15 protein-coding genes and 1 tRNA gene are annotated in these 15,401 nt (G+C 59.9%); 7 read left to right on the top strand and 9 right to left on the bottom strand.

Annotated features, from left to right (window positions below):
* Positions 1–127: 127 nt before the first annotated feature.
* Positions 128–1,375, top strand: a complete 1,248-nt coding sequence (locus G3M63_RS09365; RefSeq protein ID WP_371923562.1) for a TIGR03862 family flavoprotein — start codon at positions 128–130, stop codon at positions 1,373–1,375.
* On the opposite strand, the gene G3M63_RS09360 is transcribed toward G3M63_RS09365, so the two are convergent.
* From G3M63_RS09360 to dinG, 4 genes are all read right to left on the bottom strand, one after another.
* Positions 1,350–2,177, bottom strand: coding sequence for an SDR family oxidoreductase (locus G3M63_RS09360; protein WP_150300786.1), 828 nt, complete (start codon positions 2,175–2,177; stop codon positions 1,350–1,352). The two genes, G3M63_RS09365 and G3M63_RS09360, sit on opposite strands and share 26 nt — an antisense overlap.
* Positions 2,178–2,287: 110 nt before the next feature.
* The gene (gene pdxH, locus G3M63_RS09355) at positions 2,288–2,929 is read right to left on the bottom strand and encodes a pyridoxamine 5'-phosphate oxidase (protein WP_163982809.1); all 642 of its coding nucleotides are present in this window, start codon (positions 2,927–2,929) and stop codon (positions 2,288–2,290) included.
* A gap of 68 nt (positions 2,930–2,997) precedes the next feature.
* A complete protein-coding gene (locus tag G3M63_RS09350; RefSeq protein ID WP_163982807.1) occupies positions 2,998–4,170 on the bottom strand; it encodes a serine hydrolase in 1,173 nt (390 codons plus the stop codon).
* A gap of 846 nt (positions 4,171–5,016) precedes the next feature.
* The gene (gene dinG, locus G3M63_RS09345; RefSeq protein WP_163982805.1) at positions 5,017–7,149 is read right to left on the bottom strand and encodes an ATP-dependent DNA helicase DinG; all 2,133 of its coding nucleotides are present in this window, start codon (positions 7,147–7,149) and stop codon (positions 5,017–5,019) included.
* Between the two features lie 158 nt (positions 7,150–7,307).
* Between dinG and G3M63_RS09340 the strand changes: the two genes are divergently transcribed.
* Complete coding sequence (locus G3M63_RS09340) at positions 7,308–7,793, top strand: DUF6231 family protein (RefSeq protein WP_150300782.1); 486 nt, start codon at positions 7,308–7,310, stop codon at positions 7,791–7,793.
* A gap of 2 nt (positions 7,794–7,795) precedes the next feature.
* Positions 7,796–8,266: a YchJ family protein gene (locus G3M63_RS09335; RefSeq protein WP_163982803.1), complete on the top strand. Its 471-nt coding sequence runs from the start codon at positions 7,796–7,798 to the stop codon at positions 8,264–8,266.
* A gap of 11 nt (positions 8,267–8,277) precedes the next feature.
* Here the strand turns inward: G3M63_RS09335 and G3M63_RS09330 are convergent, their stop codons facing one another.
* Positions 8,278–8,799, bottom strand: a complete 522-nt coding sequence (locus G3M63_RS09330; protein WP_163982801.1) for a hypothetical protein — start codon at positions 8,797–8,799, stop codon at positions 8,278–8,280.
* A 98-nt stretch (positions 8,800–8,897) separates the two neighbouring features.
* On the opposite strand from G3M63_RS09330, the gene G3M63_RS09325 reads away from it, so the two are divergent.
* Positions 8,898–9,371 carry an LEA type 2 family protein gene (locus G3M63_RS09325; RefSeq protein ID WP_163982799.1) on the top strand — a complete coding sequence of 158 codons (474 nt, stop codon included), beginning with the start codon at positions 8,898–8,900 and terminating at the stop codon, positions 9,369–9,371.
* A gap of 3 nt (positions 9,372–9,374) precedes the next feature.
* Positions 9,375–9,827, top strand: a complete 453-nt coding sequence (locus G3M63_RS09320; RefSeq protein ID WP_150300778.1) for a DUF2489 domain-containing protein — start codon at positions 9,375–9,377, stop codon at positions 9,825–9,827.
* Positions 9,828–9,837: 10 nt separating this feature from the next.
* Here G3M63_RS09320 and G3M63_RS09315 read toward each other — a convergent pair whose 3' ends face one another.
* The gene (locus tag G3M63_RS09315) at positions 9,838–10,620 is read right to left on the bottom strand and encodes an SDR family oxidoreductase (RefSeq protein WP_163982797.1); all 783 of its coding nucleotides are present in this window, start codon (positions 10,618–10,620) and stop codon (positions 9,838–9,840) included.
* Positions 10,621–10,758: 138 nt separating this feature from the next.
* Here G3M63_RS09315 and G3M63_RS09310 point away from each other — a divergent pair, with 138 nt between their 5' ends.
* Entirely contained in the window at positions 10,759–11,196 is a 438-nt protein-coding gene (locus G3M63_RS09310) for a hypothetical protein (protein WP_150300776.1), read from the top strand.
* Here the strand turns inward: G3M63_RS09310 and dinB are convergent.
* From dinB to G3M63_RS09295, 3 genes are all read right to left on the bottom strand, one after another.
* Positions 11,193–12,245 carry a DNA polymerase IV gene (gene dinB / locus G3M63_RS09305; RefSeq protein ID WP_163982795.1) on the bottom strand — a complete coding sequence of 351 codons (1,053 nt, stop codon included), beginning with the start codon at positions 12,243–12,245 and terminating at the stop codon, positions 11,193–11,195. The genes G3M63_RS09310 and dinB overlap by 4 nt on opposite strands.
* A 303-nt stretch (positions 12,246–12,548) precedes the next feature.
* Positions 12,549–13,787, bottom strand: a complete 1,239-nt coding sequence (locus G3M63_RS09300) for a GGDEF domain-containing protein (protein ID WP_163982793.1) — start codon at positions 13,785–13,787, stop codon at positions 12,549–12,551.
* A gap of 45 nt (positions 13,788–13,832) precedes the next feature.
* Positions 13,833–14,909: a GGDEF domain-containing protein gene (locus G3M63_RS09295; protein ID WP_163982790.1), complete on the bottom strand. Its 1,077-nt coding sequence runs from the start codon at positions 14,907–14,909 to the stop codon at positions 13,833–13,835.
* A gap of 365 nt (positions 14,910–15,274) precedes the next feature.
* Between G3M63_RS09295 and G3M63_RS09290 the strand changes: the two genes are divergently transcribed.
* A tRNA-Met gene (locus G3M63_RS09290) sits at positions 15,275–15,351 on the top strand.
* The last annotated feature ends 50 nt before the right edge of the window (positions 15,352–15,401 follow it).

Genomic DNA, 15,401 nt, shown 5'->3' with positions numbered 1-15,401 from the left:
CCTGATCAGCATAGATGACTTCAGCCAGCAGGCCTTTCTGCCAGTGGCGGCACAACGCGGCGCGTAATGAAACAACGCCGGACCCTGGGGTACACTGCAGCGCCACGCCCCAGACAGAGATCCTATTGTGCGCAGCCAGCCCTCAACCCCTCGTTCTCCGGTTGCCGTTATTGGCGGCGGCCCCGCTGGCCTGATGGCTGCCGAGACCCTGGCGCTCGCTGGCGTGCCGGTCACTGTCTACGATGCGATGCCATCAGTGGGGCGCAAATTCCTGTTAGCGGGCGTGGGTGGGATGAATATCACCCACTCGGAACCAAAAGCCGCGTTCATCGAGCGCTACCGCGAAGCCAGTCCCTGGGTCGCAGAATGGTTGGCGTCCTTTGATGCAGACGGGCTGCGCGACTGGATTCACGGTCTCCATATCGACACCTTCGTCGGCTCTTCAGGCCGGGTATTTCCGGTAGAGATGAAAGCTGCGCCGCTGCTGCGAGCCTGGTTACGAAGATTGCGCGACAGCGGCGTAACCATCCAGACCCGGCACCGCTGGGTTGGCTGGGATGAACACGACCAGCTCCTTTTCGCCACGCCTGAAGGCCCTGCTTCCGTGCCAGCGAGCGCCGTGGTACTGGCTTTGGGCGGCGGCAGCTGGGCCCGCCTGGGCTCGGATGGTGCCTGGACCGACCTGCTCGAGGCACGGGACGTGACGATACGCGCACTGTTGCCAGCCAATTGCGGCTTCACTGCTGACTGGAGCACCCATCTGAAAGAGCGCTTTGCCGGCGCACCGCTCAAACAGGTAATCGCCAGGGTTAGCTTGCCGAACGCGGGAATGCTTGAGCGGCGTGGCGAGTGCGTAATTACGCAGGACGGTCTGGAAGGCAGCCTGATTTATGCATTGTCTGCCGAGCTACGCGAGCAATTGTCGACGGGCGAAGCCAGGTTAACCCTGGACCTGGCACCAGACCGCAACCTCACCGAATTGACCGCTGCGTTGCAGCAACCCCGGAAGGGTCAGACGCTCTCTTCCCTGCTACGCAAGCGTGCCGGGCTGGATCCGGTAAAAATCGCCTTGCTGCATGAGTGCCTTTCCAGGGAAGCCATCGCCGAGCCCGCCAAGCTGGCGAACGGTATCAAGAACCTGCCGGTACGCCTGACAGGCACCAGACCATTGGACGAAGCGATCAGTAGCGCAGGCGGCGTAAGTCGCGGTGCACTGACGGATCAATTGATGCTGCGCCAGCTCCCCGGCGTGTTCTGCGCCGGTGAAATGCTGGACTGGGAAGCGCCCACGGGCGGTTACCTGCTCACAGCCTGTTTCGCCAGCGGCAGGCATGCGGCACTTGGTGTTCTTAACTGGCTCGATCGGCCGGTTTGACGCCGGACAATCTGGGCACCATCCAGCGTTCGAATGCCCGCGGAAACAGCCTGGCGAACAGTCGCGCACGCCAGTTCACGTTCGACAGAATCAACAATCGCTTGCGCTTGCACGCACCACAGTAGATGTCATCCGCGACATCAGTGGGCGATGAAACCTTGAAGGATGGCGCTGCATTCTGACCGCTGATCGAGCCGTCCCCTACCAGCGCATTCTTGCGAATGTCGGTCGCGGTAAAACCGGGCGTCACCAGCATGACGTTCACGCCGTGTTCACGAACTTCCATGCGCAATGTTTCGAAGAGTCCGTGCAGGGCATGTTTGCTGGCGTTATACGCGCTGCGGTAGAGCATGGGCGCGAAACCGGACAATGAGCTGAGCACGATGATCTGACCACGGCGCTCGATGACGCTGCTCAATGCATGGTGTGTGCAGTGCAGAGCGCCAAAATAATTCACGTCCATGATACGCCGGAAGACCGCCAGATCAGTTTCGTGGAACAGGCTGCGATGGGTGATGCCGGCATTGTTGATGAGCACATCAATGCCACCGAAATGCTCGATGACCTGGCAGATCGCCTCTTCGCAGTCGCGCTCATTGGCAACATCACAATGCACCGCCAGCACTTCGGCATTCACCTTGTCCGACAACTGTTGACGGAAGGCGACCAGTGTCTCGTCCTGGATATCAAGAATAGCGATACGCGCGCCGGCATGGGCGAAACGCAGCGCCAGGGCGCGGCCAATCCCGGCGCAGCCACCGGTGATGACGACAACCTTCTGATAGAACTGTCCCTTGGACATATGCGCTCTCCGCCCTGTTTTCTTTCTCAATGCAGATTGGGACAGAACGCGACTGCACGCAAGTCATGTCAGCGAACGAGCGTCGCCGCAAACTTGAACCGACGCCAGACTCAGGGGGCAAGCCGTTCCCGTTGCCATACGCCGCTCTCCAGCCGGTAGCGCAGCCGGTCGTGCAGGCGACTCGGTCGGCCCTGCCAGAACTCCACAAACTGCGGTCTCAATCGGTATCCGCCCCAATGCGGCGGCCGCGGCGGCGATTGCTCGGCGTACTGTGCTTCCAGCTCCGCCAGGTTGCGCTCGAGCACTTCCCGGCCTTCGATCACCTGACTCTGCGGAGAGGCCCACGCGCCCAGCCGGCTGCCCAGTGGCCGACTGTGATAGTAGGCATCGGATTCCTCGTCACTGATGCGCTCGATGACGCCCTCGATGCGTACCTGGCGTTCCAGGTCGTGCCACCAGAAGGTCATCGCCGCCTGGGGATGGGTACGCAACTGCTCGCCCTTGGCGCTATGGTAGTTGCTGAAAAACACAAAGCCATGCTCATCCACCCCCTTTAGCAACAAGGTGCGCAGATGCGGCTGGCCGGCATCGTCCACCGTGGCCAGCATCATCGCGTTGGCCTCGGTAGTCTCGATCTCTACAGCCTGTTCGAACCAGGTCGCGAACAGACTGTAGGGCTCATTTGGGGCCTGGCTTTCGAACAAACCATCGCGGGTGTAGTTGCGGCGCAGATCGGCAATGCTGGCTTTCATCAAGGGACTCCTCTACTGATGTGCTAATCCTAGCATCCGTGCCCCTCGCTGCATTTGCGCTGGAACAACTAATCGAGATTGCGCAGCGCCGTGTAGACCGCACGGCTCAGCGCGGTCGCACGTGGATCCATGAGCACGTAGGGGCCCATGGCATTGGTCGCATAGCCGAAGCCGACTTTCGCATCCGGATCGCAGAACCCGAGCGTACCGCCCGCGCCAGGATGCCCATAAGCGTTGGCACCCATACCAAAGGAGCCGCCTTCGTAGCCCTGCTCCAGCATGACGCCCAGGCCAAAACGGGTGGGCGCACGCAGGGTACGGTCAAGACCCTGGCTGTGCTCCTGCTGCATCAGCGCGACCAGTTCTTCGTCGAGCAGAGTAACGCCATCGAAACGGCCGCCATGGGCCATGACCTGCCAGAAACGCGCCAGTGAGCGGGCATTGCCACTCCCGTTGGCTGCTAGTAGTTCGGCCTGCTGCCACTCGACGCGGTTGGTGCTGGTAAGCAGACTGGAGGGGTTGGCGAAGGCCTTGAAGGGCAGATCCTCAGGCTTGCCCATGGCCATAAACAGGGCCTTGGCGTAGTCATCGCCAAACTGGTTGCGCAGGCGCGAAACGTGGGCGATGCGCGACAGCTCCGCATCCGGCGCGCCGACAAAGAAGTCCATTCCGAGCGGCTGGCATATATGTTCCTGGACGTAGGTGCCCGGGCTTTGCTCGCTCAAGCGACGTAGCGGCTCACCCAGCAGCCAACTGTAGGTCAGCGGGGCATAGCCGTGTGACTCCCCGGGAGTCCACCAGGGGGACTGCATCACCAGCGCCTCGCACATGGCTTGCCAGTCGAATAGCGCTTCAGGTGGCAGCGTCTGACTGATTGCCGACAACCCGGAGCGATGGCTGAGCACGTGTCGCAGGGTCACGGCTTCTTTGCCCGCTGCGGCAAACTCCGGCCAGACATCCGCCAGCGGGGTATCGAGCCCGATGCGACCCGCCGCAACCTGTTGCAGCATCGCTACTGCGCCCAGCGGTTTGGTAGCGGAAAACACATTGACCAGTGTGTCCTGTTCCCAGACCTGCTGATCATCCTTGTCGGCCACCCCACCCCAGAGATCCAGCACGGTTTCGCCACCAACCGTGACGCACAGGGCAGCGCCGCGCGCCTGTTCGTCGTCCAGTTGCTCGGCAAAAATCTCACGTACGTTTTCAAAACGGGGGTCAAAGTACCCTTGAACCTTGCTCATTCCATTCTCCTGGCCAGCCTGTTGTTGTCCGGCCATTTAAGCGCAGCCAGCGACAGAATGCAGTGCTGATAAGCATGGCGATCAGGGATTTATGCATGAAGCTGATGTTTAGGGCTGATGGGGCACTTTTTTGGCATTGCAAACGGCTTTCCTGGGATTGCGGGCCGCGTTCGGATTCGCCGACGGGCTTGGGTTTCCTGGGGTTGGTGAGCGCCTGCTCGCCGACGGGTTTGGTGTGGCTTGCCGGCTTGGCGTAGCGCAGGCGCGCTACACCCCCAGGGCATGCTCGCCTCGGGCCGCGCTCGGACTCGCCAACGGGGGTGGGTTTCCTGGGGTTGGTGAGCGCCTGCTCGCCGACGGGGTTGGTGTGGCTTGCGGGCTTGGCGTAGCGCAGGAGCGCTACGCCCCCAGGCATGCTCGCCTCGAGTGCGCGAGCGCTTCGGGCCGCGTTCGGACTCGCCGACGGGATTGGGTTCCCTGGGGTTGGTGAGCGCCTGCTCGCCGACGGGTTTGGTGTGGCTTGCCGGCTTGGCGTAGCGCAGGCGCGCTACATCCCCAGGTATGCTCGCCTCGGGCCGCGTTCGGACTCGCCGACGGGGGTGGGTTCCCTGGGGTTGGTGAGCGCCTGCTCGCCGACGGGGTTGGTGTGGCTTGCGGGCTTGGCGTAGCGCAGGCGCGCTACACCCCCAGGCACGCTCGCCTCGAGTGCGCGAGCGCTTCGGGCCGCGTTCGGACTCGCCGAGGGGTTGGGTTTCCTGGGGTTGGTGAGCGCCTGCTCGCCGACGGGGTTGGTGTGGCTTGCGGGCCTTCGCGTAGCGCAGCCGCGCTACACCCCGAGGGCAGAGACTATTCGATCTCGCGGCGGAACGGCGGCAGCGCATTGAGGATGGCTTTTCCGTAGCGCTGGGTGACCAGGCGCCGGTCCAGCAAGGTGATCACGCCGCTGTCCTGCTCGCTGCGCAGCAACCGACCACAGGCCTGAACCAGCCGCAAACAGGCATCGGGCACGGCAATTTCCATGAACGGATTGCCGCCGTTACGCTCGATCCACTCCGATAGCGCCGCCTCGACTGGATCGTCAGGCACGGCAAAGGGAATCTTCGCAATCACCACGTGCTCACAGTATTTGCCCGGCAAGTCGACACCCTCGGCAAAACTGGCCAGCCCGAAAATAACGCTCTGCTGCGTGTTATCAACCCGTTCGCGGTGCTGACGGATGAGCTCCTGCTTGGACAGATCCCCCTGCACCAGGACACGCTCGCGGAATGCGCTAGGCAAACCTGCGTACACCTCGAGCATTTGCCGGCGCGATGAGAACAGCACCAGGCTGCCCGCCGCGTCCTCGAGCATGGTCGGCATGCGCTCGATGATCGCCGCACTATGCCCGGCGCTATCGCGTGGGTCAGCCCCCAGATCCGGGATGCGCAGCACGCCCCGCTCAGCATGTTTGAAGGGGCTCGGTGCCAGTGTGCACACCGCGCTCTTGGGCAGGCCGGCGCGCTGGCTGAAGCGATCGAAACGCCCCAGAGCCGTCAGCGTCGCCGAGGTCACCAGACAGGCAAAGGCGCTGTACCAGAGAAACTGACGCAGTGTGTCGGCAGCCAGAATCGGGCTGACGTGTACTTCGATATCGTTCTGCTCGGTCAGCGTCAGCCAGCGGGCCGTAGGCGGCTTGTCCTCGGGGTCCTCCAGGCAGAACTTGGTCCACAGCGTCCAGTTGCCCTCGGATCGCGCCAATAACGTCCCGAATAGCGGATACCACTCCTCCGCCTGAACCTGATGCACGCCGACCGCCTCGCCGTCCATCGCCTCCTTGAGGATGTCGACCATGCGCTGCAGCAGGTCGGTGATGCGTCCGAAACCGCCCTTCAGCTCCGTACCCATATCACGTAAATGCTCTGGCACCACGCCATGTTCGAAGCGGTGCTGCGGGCGCATATTGCCGGTGAGGTCTTCGGTATTGGCAAAATCGCCGGCTTCGGCCAGTGCCTGGGTCATGAACTGCTGATGCGGACGCAAGTCCCGCGCCTGCGCCGGAACCTGTTCAAGCAAACGACCGAAATCCCCGGGAAGCGGATGCTGGGCCAGCAGTTTGGACAGATTCTTGTCCAGCTGATCCAGCCACTCGGCGGTAGCGTTCATGCGGGTGTGATGGGCGAAGTGCGCGATGGCCTTGTCCGGCAGGTGATGTCCTTCATCGAAGATATACAGACAGTCGCGCGGGTCAGGCAGGATGGCTCCGCCTCCCAGGGCCAGATCGGCGAGCACCAGATCGTGATTGGTGACGATGACATCAACCTTCTGCACGCCCTCGCGCGCCTTGTAGAACACGCACTGATTGAAGTGTCCGCAGCGCCGGTTGGTGCACTGGATATGATCGGTGGTCAGCCGCGACCAGTCCTGATCCTCCAGTGCCGCCGGCCATGAATCACGCTCACCATCCCACTTGTTGCTGCCCAGCGCTTCGACCATGCTGGTGTAGAGCTTGAGCCCGGCTTCGTCGATGTCGATGCGAAACCCTTCGTCGGCAAAGCCCTGCTGGCGGCTGGCCGCTTGCTGATTGTCATTGAGCAGCTGATCCAGCTTGGACAGACAGACATACCGCCCCCGGCCCTTGGCCAGCGAGAACTGGAAATTCAACCCGGCATTGCGCTGGATATCGGGCAGATCCTTGAGCACTATCTGTTCCTGCAGGGCGACAGTAGCCGTGGAAATGACCAGGGGCTTGCCCAGATGCTTGGCAATCGGAATGGCGGCGAGACAATAGGCCACGGTCTTGCCGGTACCTGTGCCCGCCTCAACGACCGCCACCGCTGGCTCGCCATCGCGATGGCCTTCCTCGTCCAGCTCGACGCCACCGAAGGCCTTGGCCACTTCGGCAATCATCACCCGCTGGCCGTAGCGCGGCTTCAGGGATTTGTTTTCGAGGAAAGTGCGATAGGCCGTCTGGATCTGGCCTTTCAGGTCGTCGTTCAGCATGCGGGCTCCCGGGAAGGCCGGCATCATACCATTTTGCAGCGCGCCCGACGGGGCGACCGATGGCTGGCAAGGTCTCAGACCCGTCAATTTCCGCTTGAAGCTGACCGCATCAGGGTCGAAGCTATTGAGCCTCGACACCTTCATGCAAGGATGATCCTATGTCCGACAGCCCTACCGCAGCCCTGCTGGGCATATTCGAGCACTATCAACCACAGCGGTTGCTGAGTGTCAGCCCGGAATCGATACCCGCAGCCGTGGCGTTTTGCGCCACACACCCCGATTGCACCCACTTTGAAACGGACAGGGTACCCTTGCCAGCCGATCTCGCGGGTCGACGCTACGACCTGGCAGTGGTGGCCGATCAACTGGAGCGCCTGGACAAGCGCCAGGGCATGGAATTGCTCGCCGGTATGCGCAACCTGCTGGTGAGCAGAATGGCCGTACTGGTGGATATGCAGCGAACCCCGGCCTGGGAGCAGAACGATTTCTTTGGGCTGGCTTTCCAGCGTCAGGGGTACTTCGAACGGGACGGCCAGACGTTGACGCTTTTCACCTATGATCTGGCCTCATACAAAAGCGTGCCGGATTGGCTCAACTCGAAATACTGGGCCAATCCAGAACTCTTCGGAAAATACTGGTGGTAAGAATGGAAAATATCGTCGACTGTCCCTGCGGCAATGGCAGACCCTACGCAGACTGTTGTCTCCCCTTGCACCAGGGCAAGCCCGCGCTCACAGCGGAGCAGCTGATGCGCTCACGCTATAGCGCTTATACCCTGGGCCTGATCGACTATCTGGTGGCGACAACCCTGCCTTCACAACAGGCGCAACTGGATCGCGCTGCGATGACCGACTGGAGCCTGTCGAGCAATTGGCTCGGCCTGACTGTAGAGAAGGTCCACTCGACGGAAGCCGCCAGCAATCAGGCGCAGGTCACTTTCACTGCGCAATGGGCTGATGAACAGGGGCATCGACACAGTCATCGTGAATGCTCGGACTTTATTCATATCAATGCACGCTGGTACTTCGTCGATCCGTCCATCAGGTTGAAAACCGGACGCAACGAGCCCTGCCCCTGCGCGTCCGGGAAAAAGTACAAACAGTGCTGCGGACGTTAGCCGGCCCCAGGCTAGTCCACCACCTTGAGATGATCGATGTTGGGTACCACGGCCGGCTCGTTGCGCTTGATTTCGTCCAGATCAGCACCCGGCGGCGCGAGGCTCAGTGCTGACAGGTCCAGCGGCAAAGGCGTGAAGTCGCGGTATTCATCCTGCATATCAGCGCCAAGCGGAGCGATACCGAAATCGGGCGCCTCCACGTCGCTGAACGCTGCCATGTACTCGTCTCGCGGAACCACTTTGTTACCCGCGGATTGCGTTGCCGGCGCAGGTTCGCTGGACGGCTCTGCCGCAGCCGGTTGTCCACCCACAGGCTCTACCAGGCATATCGCACCCGCCCGTTCGATGGCCTGCCGGTACTTGTCAGCCGATGCCTGATCAAGCCCCTGCTTGATCACGATCCGGCGGCCCGAAAACAGGATATCCAGCTGCTGATCTCCCGCCTGAAACAGCTGGCCGAGCCTCTGCCGCGCCTGTTCTGGCGCTACACCTGCCTTGATCTGTCCCTGAAACACAATCTCGAATAGCGGCATATTGTCACTCCCTGGCAGCGATTAGCGGTTAGTATGGACAGGCGCGGGCCGCCAGACAACACCGCTGACGGCTCGAGATTCACCTGGAGGAGTCGACAATGTACATGCGTATTTGCGGCAGGATGGGCTTGTTGGCGAGCATACTGTGGCTATCTGGCTGCGCGGTGTTCAGTCAGGGCTATAGCAAACCGGAAATCCATCTGGCGAATCTGGAAATGCTGCAGAGTAACTTGTGGGAACAGTCCTTTCGTCTGCGCTTACGGGTCGACAATCCGAATGACCGCAACCTCCCCGTCCGGGGCATGCATTATCGCGTCTATCTCAATGACTCAAAGCTAGCCACCGGCGTGACCAATCAGCCCTTCGACGTCCCGGCCTATGGCTCGGAATACTTCGAACTGGATGTGCGCTCGAACCTGTGGCGGCATCTTGGCGATCTGATCAAGCTGGTAGAACGCCAACAACCGGTCAGCTATCGGATCGAAGGACATATCAGCACCGGTATGTTCTGGTCCCCCAAACTGACCTTGCAAGAACACGGGACCCTGGACCCGTCCGACATGAGATTCTGATTTATGAGTGCGACTAACTGGCTGGCAATTGCCGGCCTGATCATCATTACCGCCCTGGCACTCTACGCCTATGTGCTCTGGCGCAAGGTATGGGACGCCAGGCAAGCAAAAGCCGAACAGGAGCGTGGGCGCAACGAACGGCTCGCGCAGGATATCCAGTTCCTCGCGCAGAGCCTGCTCAACGGTCAATTGCCGCTTGTAGAAGGCTCCATTCGCATCAAGGTTCTGCTGGACAACTACAGCGGCCCGCGCCGCACTGATCTGGACGTCGGCGTGTTCGAGGTCATCTACGATGCCACCGCGCATATCCCGACGCACCAGCAATGGAAGGACCTGCCGCGCACCGAGCGCCAGCAACATGAACAACAGATGCAGGCACTGGAACAGGAGCACAAGGAGGAGGTGGAGCGCGCAGCCGGACAACTCAGCACGGGTGTCGCGCCCTCACAGTCCTGATCGGTCGTAATCAGACCACAGAATTACCACCATCAACCGCAACCGCCTGGCCGGTGACATGACGGGACGCCTCGCTGGCGAAGAACAGTGCAAGACCCTTGATATCATCTTCGCCGCCTACGCGACCCAGAGGCGTACCCTGCTTGATTACCTCAGTCACGCGCTCCAGACCCTTGGCCATTTTGGTCGGAAAATAACCGGGGCAGATCGCATTGACGTTGATGTTGTGCGGGCCCCACTCTCCGGCAAGAGCACGAGTCAGGTTGATCGCCGCAGCCTTGCTGGTGTTGTAGGCCACGGTGAATATCCCGGTATTCGGGCGATTGCCCTTGAAGCCGGCGATGGATGCGATGTTGATGATCTTGCCCGACTGGCGCGGAATCATAAACCGGCGCCCCACTTCCTGAGCCATTAGAAAGCACACATCGACGTTCAGCCCCATGACCTTCTGCCAACCTTCGTAGCTATGCTCCGCGGCTGGCTGTCCCCAGCTGGTGCCGGCGTTGTTGATCAGGATATCGACAGTGCCAAAGCGTGCTTCGGCGGCGTCCACCAGTGTTTTGACCGGATCGGTATCCAGCTGACCAAGATCGCAGGCGATCCCGCCTGCCTCAATACCACGCGCATTCAGCTGCGCCACCACTTCTTCTACTTCGCTGGCATTACGCGCGTTGAGGAAAATTTTTGCGCCCTGCTCACCCAGTGCTTCTGCCATCTGCAGGCCGAGCCCCTTGGTGCCACCGGTTATCAAGGCAACCTTACCGGTCAGATCAAACAGTTCCATTACTTTCATGGCGAGTCCTCTTGTATGCGTTGTAGGAAGCGTTTCAGCATATACGCCACGGCAAGCGACACCGACTATCAGTGAGCTCGGTGATATGCCACCCTGCACCGGTGTTATCATCGTCGCCTAGATAACGACAGGACTCCCATGGCTGAACATGACTTCCGGCGCACCGCGCTTAACCCCTCCCACACGCTGATCGAGTGCCGCACACTTGCCAGCGGGCTGTATCAGGTCACCGGACAGGGTGGCGGCATACAAAGTGGCGATAAACTGATTTGCACCGTCAAGGGTAGCCGCGATCTGCCGCTGCCGCTGATTGCCGACAAGGTGCGCTATCTGCTCAGCCCACCCGGCCAATGGACAGCAACGGCAAGAGGTCCGGACCTGCGCGGCAAATCCGTGCTGGGCTGGTCGGTGACCTGCGACGAGTGCGGTAAGGATCAGGCCTTTGAGTTTCTGATCAACGACAAGGATGGACTCGATCAACGAACCGCCAAGGCCGTCGAACGTATCGGCGAACTGGGCTGGAAGCCGCGTGGCGAGAACCACCTGTGTCCGTCGTGCGCACGCAAGGCCCCTTAAAACAGGCTCAGCTGCTCGCCTAACAGAGTGCTCGCATTATCCAGGCGCACGCCAACACCTATCAGGCGCACCGGCTTGAGGCCACGCGCATACGCCTGCGCCGTCAGGTCCCGGTAGCCTTCCGGGGTGATGGGCGCGCCAGCCTGCTCCAATGTCGTCTGGGTGAAGTCATTGAACTTGAGTTTGACGAAGGGCTTGCTCGCCCGGTAGCCGTCCTGCAAACGGCCGACACGCTGGGCAAGCTTTTCCAACAAGGGCCCAAGGGCTTCGAAGCAGGCGTTCAGATCCGGCAGATCCTGATCATAGGTATTTTCGACGCTGACCGACTGGCGCGTGCTCTCAACGATCACGGGACGGTCATCAATACCCCGCGCCAACTGCCAGAGTCGCTCCCCGAAACTGCCAAATTCCCTGACCAGATCCTGCTTGCGCCACGGCAACAGCTCGCCGCACAAATCGATGCCGAGCTTGCGCAGACGCGCGGCGGTAACTTTCCCCACGCCATGCAGGCGTTCCACCGGCAATGTCTGGATAAATGAGTCTATCTCGTCCGGCAAAATCACCTTCAGCCCGTCAGGCTTGTTCCAGTCGCTGGCGATCTTTGCCAGAAACTTGTTCGGTGCCACGCCAGCGGAAACGGTAATCCCCAGACCCTCGCGCACCCGCTGGCGAATACTTTCGGCGATCAGCGTTGCGCTGCCACGGCAGGCGGTGCTGTCTGAAACATCGAGGTAGGCTTCGTCGAGCGACAACGGCTGGATCAGCGCCGTGTAGTCAGTAAAGATGGCGTGGATTGCCGCAGACGCTTCCCGGTAGACCGTCATGCGCGGCGGCACGATCAGCAAATCGGGGCACAGCTTTTTGGCATAGCCGGACGCCATGGCCGAGCGAACGCCATAGGCGCGCGCCTCATAATTACAGGTCGCGACCACGCCACGCTTGTCCGGATCGCCCCCCACCGCCAACGGACGACCACGCAGGCGCGGATCATCCCGCATTTCGATCGCTGCGTAGAAACAGTCACAGTCAACATGGATTATCTTGCGCACGCCGGGCACCTTAAACGGACCCGGCTAGGGGCTGTTGCCGTTTCGTCGCGAGCCGCGTTGCTGGGTCAAATGACGCCAGGCAAGGCGCGGGACGCAGGTAATGGTTGTTCCCTTGCCAAGTCTCGCAACGCCGCATGGCGTCATTTGCCACGCAACCCGAAGGGACGGGGCCCGTTTGGCGCAGCACTGCATTACTCGTCGCTTATTTGGCACAACCAAACTTCACTCCTCGCGTCTTGTTCTGCGCCGAACGGGCCTCCGTCGCGGCCGTGCCGAAACGGCAACAGACCCTAGTGTAACCGATCAGCCAGCCACGACTTGATTGCGTCCAGCGTTCTTACCGGTATAAAGCGCCTTGTCGGCGCGCTGGAGGATCGCATCGAGATGGCTCTCGTTATCGCGCTGCGCCAGCCCGACCGTAGCCGTGATTTTCAGCTCTGGAATGGCTTCGCTAATGGTTGTCGTGGCCAGCTTGTCCACGAAGCGTTGAGCGACCACCAATGCAGTAGGCAGGTCCGTTTCAGGGAGCAAGGCCACAAACTCTTCCCCGCCCAAGCGACCGAGGATATCCGTGGCTCGGAAGGAATCCCGACACAGCTGCCCTATCCGTTTCAGCACATCATCACCGGTTGCATGCCCCCATGTGTCATTGATCTGTTTGAAATGATCCAGATCGATAATGCACAGGCACAGCGGCTGCCCGCTGCGCAACGAACGGTTAAGTTCGTATTGGAACAACGCTTCGTATTGGCGGCGATTGTTCAGTCCGGTCAACGCGTCCGTAGTGGCCTGATGCACCAGTGCTGCTTGTAAACGGGAGCGTTCCTCTATCTCCCGGGACAGAGCTACGTTGACTTCCTGGGCCTGCTGCCACAACGCAAACTGCCTACGCTGCAGTACCTGGGTGCGCATCGCTGTGCCCCAGCCGAGCCCTATCGGCATTAATGTCACGACAAATAGGGCGAAGAGCTCAATCGGGGTCTTCGGGGCGACGTAATGGATCATGCAGAGAGTGCTCAGAGCCATATACAGAGTCACGAGGAGCATTGCCGGGACGCGACTGGGAACGTAGACGAATACCGAGATCAGGATGATCAGCGTCAGGGTGAAAGCCCAGCTCGATAACTCAGGGCGAAGCGGATAAACAAGCAGAAAGACGGTCATGCCGGCAACTTCGAGGCAACTGATCCATCGCGCTTGAGTGGCTAATACGGGCTTGCGTTTGACTTGCCAGGCGAAGAACGCCAGAACGGAAATAACCGAAAGGCGAATGGCCACGCTGATCCAGAAACCAGGCGTGTTACCCAAAGACTCGAAATCCGGCAGGATAAAAAGCAGCAGCAAACCGGCCCACACTGCAAGAGCGATGCGCAATTGCCGTGCAATGGTGCGTTGATGCTTATCCAGGTAGGCCCGCTCCTGCTCCGGATCGCGAAACTCTCCGGTCCAACCGCTGATACGCCAGCGCCGGGCGGCCTGTCCAGCTTCGACTTTCAGAGCCCGTACGGCAACCTCGTCAGGCATTGTTTCAACATCCGTCATCCGAACTTCGCTTCCTTGCGCGCTACGCTTTGTTCCAGCTAGATTTCAACAGGGCACCGGAACCACACGATTACGTCCCCCAGTCTTCCCCTCATAGAGTGCTTTATCGGCACGCCTGATTACGTCTTCAATAGTGTGGTCATCCTTGCACACCTCAGTCAGACCAAAGGTGGCTGTAACACCAATCTGATGGCCGGCTATGGACAGGGGCGCGGCTTCCAGCTTTTGACGGAGACGGTTGATGACAACCTCAGCGTCTGCAAGTCCCGTATCTGGCAGCAACAGAATGAACTCCTCGCCGCCAAAGCGCCCGATGATGTCAGATTGCCTTAGCGCGTTACCAAGCAGATCCGCAACATGCTTTAGCACCTGGTCGCCGGCATCGTGACCATATTCATCATTAACCCGCTTGAAGAAATCGATATCCGCGACACATAGCGAAAGACGGCTACCATTGCGTTTGCTGCGTTCACACTCACGGTCAAACAGCATCTCGTATTGGCGTCGATTAAACAGGCCTGTTAGCGGGTCGGTGGTGGCCTGACGCTTCAGCTCCTGCTCCAACACCCTGCGTCGTTCGATTTCGGCTTGCAGCTCCACGTTCGCTTCATTGGCTCGAGTGAACATCGCGTATTGCTGACGCTGCACAATCTGCAACCGTTGGGTCGCAAAAAAACCAACAAGAATAGGCAACATCAACAGAAAAAACGCACCTATGACCACACCGGCTGGCCGGTCATTGACGATCATGGACAACAAGGTGCCGGCCAGCCCCAGCAAGGCAGCTATAGCGGAGTACGGCAACCTGTTTGGCACGAAGACAAACATCGAGATGAAAAGCAGCCCTATCACCGCGACAGTGAAAGCAGCGATCTCAGGACGAAGGAAGTATATGAGGTAAAAAAAACCGAAACCGCCGATTTGCAAGGCCATGGTGCTATGCCCTGCTGTGGCCAGATGGGGCTTGCTGAGCAGCAGATAGCCATAACCGAAGATAAACGCTGAAAGCACAACTCGCGCCGTTGTCAGAATGATAAACACTGGGGACAAACCAAGCGCCACGTAATCTATGATCCCAAACAGCAGCAGCAAGGTACCCCACACCTTGGTGGCAACACGCATATGCCGAACCATGGCCGGCTGCATATGTTCGCGGAATGCCCTTTCCTGCGCGTGATTCCTGAATTCGCCCCAAAAGGGAGAAACTCCGAATCGGTTGTCGGCTACATCCATGTCACCCCCCCGGCCAATATCCTGTCCGCGAACTTTGTTCGCCATTTCAGGAGTATCCGCTAAGCGTGCTGGCAGCGCCAGACGTAGAGGTCATTAAATGGCCACCAAGCTCGGAGCCAGCACCACCCGGCGACTTCTGATCAAATCGACGGGCAGATCAGCGGAGCACTGGGACTGCCTTACCCGTCTAAAAAATTCTTTTTACTTCAAGTGCTTGACAGCTCGGCCTTATTCCGTAGAATGGCCGCCACAGACGCGGGGTGGAGCAGTCTGGTAGCTCGTCGGGCTCATAACCCGAAGGTCGTAGGTTCAAATCCTGCCCCCGCAACCAGACAAGTAAAGGCAGATCAATCTAACCATTGATCTGCCTTTTTTGTTTTC

It is taken from the genome of Pseudomonas sp. OIL-1, assembly GCF_010669185.1.
Lineage (GTDB): Bacteria > Pseudomonadota > Gammaproteobacteria > Pseudomonadales > Pseudomonadaceae > Halopseudomonas > Halopseudomonas profundi.
The sequence above is the reverse complement of the archived record's forward strand: the minus strand, read 5'-3'. Positions and strand labels throughout refer to the sequence as shown.